The organism is Burkholderia sp. Ac-20392 (assembly GCF_017104585.1).
GTDB lineage: Bacteria > Pseudomonadota > Gammaproteobacteria > Burkholderiales > Burkholderiaceae > Burkholderia > Burkholderia lata.
This window is the reverse complement of sequence record NZ_JAAGPB010000489.1, coordinates 1-6,096: the sequence shown is the minus strand read 5'-3', so window position 1 is coordinate 6,096 and position 6,096 is coordinate 1. Positions and strand designations below refer to the sequence as shown.

Here is a 6,096-nt window from a genome sequence, read left to right as displayed (position 1 = left end):
ACGGCCGCGCAGCCGGGCTCGCTCGCATGGCCGGCCACCGGTGTCGTGGCGACGCCGTTCTCGGCCGGCAAGACGCGCGGCATCGTGATCGTCGCCTCCGGGCCCGACCATTCGGTGCGGGCCGCGGCGGCCGGGCGCGTGGTGTACGCCGGGTCCGGCGTCAAGGCCTACGGCCCGCTCGTGATCCTGAAGCATGAGAACGGGCTCATCACGGCTTACGGACACAACGGCAAGCTGCTCGTCAACGAAGGCGACGCGGTGCGCCAGGGCCAGCCGGTCGCCGAAATGGGCTCCGACGCGAGCGGCCGTTCGACGTTCGAGTTCGAAGTCCGCCAGAACGGCAAGGTCGTCGATCCGATGAACTTCCTGCCGCGCAACGGCGGCTGACGGCCCGCATCACCCCGTGTGCGCCGGGCGGCGCACACGCTCCCGCTCCCGCCTTCATCCTTTCCTGAGTGTCACCGCATCGGACTGTCTCGCGTGATTGCCGAGCCAGCGAATGCCCAGTGCGAGCGCCGCCGCGCCTATCGCGATCAGCGAGCACTGGATCGCGACCGGCAGGTAGCCGTGCGGCCGAGGATCGACGAACGGATAGGGGTACCAGTTCTCCAGCGCGCCACGCACCAGCGTGTAGCCGAGATAGACGATCGGGAAACCGAGCCACGCGAACGCGCTGCGCCACGGGATCGGCTGGCGCGGCTCCACGTACAGCCAGTCGCACAGCACGACGAGCGGCACGATCCGGTGCAGCACCCAGTTGTTGAACGCCGGCGTGATGTGGCGCAGCGCATCGAGCCGCGCGAGCAGGAGTTCGTAGACGATCGCGGTGATCAGGACGTACAGCACTGCGGCGCCGCGCATCGATTCGTAGCGGGCCGAGCCGGGGCGTGCGATGCGCCAGAGCCCGGTGGCGAGCATCGCGGCCGCGTAGAGGCTGCTCAGTTGCGTGAAGTAGCTGAGGTAGTTGCCGAGATGAAAGCCCGGCAGGTGCCAGTAGTCGGCGACGCTGTGCAGCGTGGTGGATACCGCGAGCAACGCGGCGGTCAGCCGATAGGCCGCAACGAAGAACGCCTTGCTCATGATGCCCGCGCGCCGTCGCACCAAAGCTCCATCGTGCCACAGCCGTTTGGGCGCGCGATGCGGATTTTCCATATGAAGCACCGCGCGGCGCACGTAGGCCATTCGTCGGATATTTGCGCGCGTCGTGCAAAACCGGGCGCCCGTGCGGCTACAATCGGGGCAGTTTTGCCGGGCGCAGGCCGGTGGCTGCATGCGTCCCTCCCCGCATACAACCCGAGACGAAGCATGAGAAACATCCTCGCGAAACAGACGCGCTACAGCTCGCCCGCGATCTTCTTCCACTGGGCCGTTTTCCTGCTGGTGGCGCTGGCCTACCTGGCGATCGAGATCCGCGGGCCGAAAGGCAGCGACAGCCGGGTGTTCTGGATGAATGTGCATCTCACCGCGGGCACGCTCGTGCTCGTGCTGTCGGTGCTGCGCGTGCTGTGGCGAGCCGTCAGCCGTGTGCCGGAGGCCATTCCGCAGGCGGTGCTGCTGCGCTGGCTCTCGAAGCTCGCGCATGTCGCGCTCTACGTGTTCATCATCGCGCAGCCGCTGCTCGGCATCATGATGATCAACCTCGGCGGCAAGCCGGTGTCGCTCGACTGGCTCGGCATCTCGTTCACGCTGTTCGGCCCCGACAAGGCGCTGCGGCCGACGATCAAGGAAGCGCACGAGCTGATCGGCAACGCGTTCTATTTCGTGATCGGCCTGCACGCGCTGGCCGCGCTCTACCATCATTTCATCCGGCGCGACGACGCGTTGCGCCGCATGGCGCCCTGAACGGCACGTTCCGGAAGCGCGCAGCAGGCGGGGGCGCATGGTTGTGTTGACAACCATGCGCCCCCGGTCCGTTTACCGGCATCCGCGCTGGCCATCGCGTTAAACATTCTGTAACATCTCGGCTGTTTTTACATTCCGCTTACTCGTTGCCGAGCATGCTGCACCGACATCGTCACCTGACCGCCTGGCTTGGCGTGCTCGCGATCTGGTTCGCGATCGCGGCGCCGCTGGTGTCGCAGTGGCGCGTCGCGCAGGCAGCCACGCCCGACGCAATCGTCTGCAGTACGGAGCATGGCGCGCATCGGTCGCCCGATGCGGGCCGCATGCACGATCATGCGCTGCATCTCGATGCATGCGGCTACTGCGGTTTCTTCGCGCACAGCCCCGCGATCGGCGGGCCTGCCGCCGCGGCACTCGCTTCCGTTCCCGTCGTTTCCGTTTCCGCCGTCGCGCCGCCTGCCGTCGCGGCGCGCACCGACCGCTATCCGCGCGCGTACCCGCGCGCCCCGCCCGAGCGCGCCTGACGCGCTGTTTCCGTTCCATTCACCGCCGATATCCGTGCGGCCCGTCGAGGCCGCGTGGAGGGCGTCACTCGGGCTTTCGATCATGACCATTTTCCAGTTGCGTGCGCCGCGGGCGTCACGCAATGCCTGTGCGCGGCGTCTGCCGCGCGTGCTGAAACTCACCGTCCCCGCGCTCGCAGTCGGCGCATTGGCCGCGAGCGCCGCGGGCGCCGAAACGGCGCGCGCACCCGGCGCGCCGTCCGACGATACGGCCGCGCCGCTGCCGGCCATCGAAGTCGTCGCATCGCCGCTGTCGACGCCGCTCGTCGTCGTCACGGATCCGAAGACCCCGCGCCAGCCGCTGCCCGCGAGCGACGGCGCGGATTACCTGAAGACGATCCCCGGTTTCACGTCGATCCGCAGCGGCGGCACCAACGGCGACCTCGTGCTGCGCGGGATGTTCGGCTCGCGGCTGAACATCCTGGCGAACGGGATGTCGACGCTGGGCGCATGCCCGGGCCGGATGGATGCGCCAACCTCGTACATTGCACCGGAAAGCTATGACAAGGTCACCGTCGTGAAGGGGCCGCAGACCGTGCTGTACGGTCCCGGCGCGTCGGCCGGCACCGTGATGTTCGAGCGCGTGACGCCGCGCTTCGACAAGCCCGGCATGCGCTTCGAAGGCAGCCTGGTCGGCGGGTCGTTCGGCCGCAACGACCAGAACATCGACGTGACGGCCGGCACGCCGGACGTCTATGGCCGCGTGACCGCGAACCACGCGCATTCGCAGGACTACAAGGACGGCAACGGCAACATCGTGCCGTCGCAGTGGGACAAGTGGAACGCCGATGCGGCGCTCGGCTGGACGCCGGACGACCACACGCGCGTCGAGCTGACTGCCGGCACCGGCGACGGCTATGCGCGCTATGCGGGGCGCGGGATGGACGGCGCGCATTTCCGCCGCGAGACGTTCGGCCTGTCGTTCGACAAGAAGCATCTCGGCGACGTGCTCGACCGGATCGAGGCACGCGTGTACTACAACGAAGCCGATCACGTGATGGACAACTACACGTTGCGGCAACCGGACCCGACCAGCAGCATGCCGATGCGGATGGCGTCGGAGGTGCGGCGTCGCACGGTCGGCGCGCGCGCGGCCGCGACGTTCCGTTTCGCCGACGACTTCAAGCTCGTGACGGGCGTCGATGCGCAATCGAACCGGCTCGACTCGCGTTCGGCGATGGGGCGGCAGAACTACGGCGACAAGCCGTGGGATGCGCAGGCGACGATGTGGAACGCAGGCGTGTTCGGCGAACTGACGTGGTACGCGAGCGACGTGTCGCGCGTGATCGGCGGTGCGCGCGTCGACTATGCGAGCGCACGCGACAAGCGCGCGACGACGAGCGGCATGATGAAGAGCAAGCCGAACCCGACCTTCGACGACGATCGCACGCGCGTGTTGCCGAGCGGTTTCGTCCGCTACGAGCGCGATCTCGCGTCGCTGCCTGTCACGTGGTATGCGGGCGTCGGCCATACGGAGCGCTATCCCGACTACTGGGAACTGTTCTCCGCGAAGCGCGGGCCGGCCGGTTCGATCAACGCGTTCTCGGCGGTACAGCCGGAGAAGACCACGCAGCTCGACATCGGCGCGCAATACAAGAGCGACCGGCTCGACGCATGGGTGTCGGCGTACGCAGGCTACGTCCAGGATTTCATTCTGTTCAACTACGCGGCCGGCATGATGGGCCCGACCACACAGGCAACCAACGTCAATGCGCAGATCATGGGCGGCGAAGCGGGTGTGTCGTGGAAACCGGTTTCGCCGCTGCGCGTCGAGACGTCGCTCGCGTATGCGTGGGGGCGCAACGTGGCAACCGGCGATCCGTTGCCGCAGATGCCGCCGCTCGAGGCGCGCATCGGGCTCGAATACACGCGTGGCGCGTGGTCGGCAGGGGGGCTGTGGCGCATCGTTGCGCCGCAGCATCGTTATGCACTGAACGAGGGCAATGTGGTCGGCAAGGACTTCGGCCCGAGCGCCGGATTCGGTGTGCTCTCGCTGCATACGCAATACAACGTCAGCAAGACCGTGCAGATCTCGGTCGGCGTCGACAACGTGCTGAACAAGGCCTACACCGAGCATCTGAACCTCGCCGGCAACGCGGGCTTCGGCTATCCGGCGAACTCGCCGGTGATGGAGCCGGGCCGGACCGCATGGGTGCGTGTGAGTGCGAAGCTGTAACGCATTGCGCGTGTGCGTTGCAGCATGCGCACGCATGAATGTGGCCCCGCCCGAACGGGCGGGGTACGTCAACCGATTAGAGAACCGTATCTAGTCAGGGCGCAAACGTTCGCGACTCGTGATTCACTCCCGCATTCGACGCACACGTGGTTGCGACGTTCGAGACGCGTAGTGTGTGTCGATCCGGCTTCATTCGCACCGGCAGCACAATAATCAGGAGAACATGCATGGCCAAAACGATGCGTTCCAGGGTGGTGGCAGGGGCAGTGGCATGCGCGATGAGCATCGCGCCGTTTGCGGGGACGACCGCTGTGATGACATTGGCGACGACGCATGCGGCGGTGGCGGCGACCGCGTCTGCCGACAACTATGCGGCGACGCGCTATCCGATCATCCTCGTGCACGGGCTGACGGGTACCGACAAGTACGCCGGCGTGCTCGAGTATTGGTATGGCATCCAGGAAGACCTGCAACAGAACGGTGCGACCGTCTACGTCGCGAACCTGTCGGGGTTCCAGAGCGACGACGGCCCGAACGGGCGCGGCGAACAGCTACTCGCTTACGTGAAGACGGTGCTCGCGGCGACGGGCGCGACCAAGGTCAATCTCGTCGGCCACAGCCAGGGCGGCCTGTCGTCGCGCTATGTCGCGGCCGTCGCGCCCGATCTCGTCGCGTCGGTGACGACGATCGGCACGCCGCATCGCGGCTCCGAGTTCGCCGACTTCGTGCAGAGCGTGCTTGCGTACGATCCGACCGGGCTTTCTTCATCGGTGATCGCCGCGTTCGTCAATGTATTCGGAATCCTGACGAGCAGCACCCACAACACGAACCAGGACGCACTCGCCGCACTGCAGACGCTGACCACCGCACGGGCCGCCACGTACAACCAGAACTACCCGAGTGCTGGCCTGGGTGCGCCGGGCAGTTGCCAGACCGGTGCGCCGACCGAAACCGTCGGCGGCAACACGCATCTGCTGTACTCGTGGGCCGGCACGGCAATCCAGCCGACACTTTCGCTGTTCGGCGTCACGGGTGCGACCGACACGAGCACCATTCCGGTCGTCGATCCGGCGAACGCACTTGATCTGTCGACGCTTGCGCTGTACGGCACGGGCACGGTGATGGTCAACCGCGGCTCCGGGCAGAACGACGGAGTCGTGTCGAGGTGCAGTGCGCTGTACGGCAAGGTGCTGAGCACGAGCTACAAGTGGAACCACCTCGACGAGATCAACCAGCTGCTCGGCGTGCGCGGCGCGTATGCGGAAGATCCGGTCGCGGTGATCCGCACGCATGCGAACCGGCTGAAGCTGGCGGGCGTGTAATCGATGACGGCACGAGGATGGCGCGCGCCGCTGGCGCGGCGCGCCGTGGTCTATGGTGTCGTGGGGCTGGCGGCGATTGCCGGCGTGGCGATGTGGAGCGGCGCGGGCTGGCATCGCGGGACAGGCGCTGCCGGCGATTCTCCGGATGCGCCGGCGGCAGGCGGATTGGCTGCCGCACCGCCGCAGGCCGCCA

Annotated in this window: 6 protein-coding genes and 1 pseudogene; 6 read left to right on the top strand and 1 reads right to left on the bottom strand. The window is 67.1% G+C overall.

Translation table 11 applies throughout. The features are described from left to right. Nucleotides 1-387: peptidoglycan DD-metalloendopeptidase family protein (locus G3N99_RS32850; RefSeq protein ID WP_206124452.1), on the top strand; the 387-nt coding region annotated here is incomplete at its 5' end. Nucleotides 388-441: 54 nt separating this feature from the next. Here G3N99_RS32850 and G3N99_RS32845 read toward each other — a convergent pair. Then, complete coding sequence (locus tag G3N99_RS32845; protein WP_174937073.1) at nt 442-1,080, bottom strand: Pr6Pr family membrane protein; 639 nt, start codon at nt 1,078-1,080, stop codon at nt 442-444. A gap of 225 nt (nt 1,081-1,305) precedes the next feature. On the opposite strand from G3N99_RS32845, the gene G3N99_RS32840 reads away from it, so the two are divergent. The 5 genes and pseudogenes from G3N99_RS32840 to G3N99_RS32820 form a co-directional block, all read left to right on the top strand. Then, nucleotides 1,306-1,842, top strand: coding sequence for a cytochrome b (locus G3N99_RS32840; RefSeq protein ID WP_174937075.1), 537 nt, complete (start codon nt 1,306-1,308; stop codon nt 1,840-1,842). Nucleotides 1,843-1,997: 155 nt separating this feature from the next. Then, the gene (locus G3N99_RS32835) at nt 1,998-2,366 is read left to right on the top strand and encodes a DUF2946 domain-containing protein (protein WP_174937077.1); all 369 of its coding nucleotides are present in this window, start codon (nt 1,998-2,000) and stop codon (nt 2,364-2,366) included. 82 nt (nt 2,367-2,448) lie between these two features. Next, nucleotides 2,449-4,581: a TonB-dependent copper receptor gene (locus tag G3N99_RS32830; protein ID WP_206124451.1), complete on the top strand. Its 2,133-nt coding sequence runs from the start codon at nt 2,449-2,451 to the stop codon at nt 4,579-4,581. 227 nt (nt 4,582-4,808) lie between these two features. Then, on the top strand, nt 4,809-5,903 hold the full coding sequence (locus G3N99_RS32825; protein WP_174937081.1) for a triacylglycerol lipase: 1,095 nt from the start codon (nt 4,809-4,811) through the stop codon (nt 5,901-5,903). Between the two features lie 3 nt (nt 5,904-5,906). Beyond that, nucleotides 5,907-6,096: pseudogene (locus G3N99_RS32820) on the top strand (lipase chaperone); the annotation flags it as partial.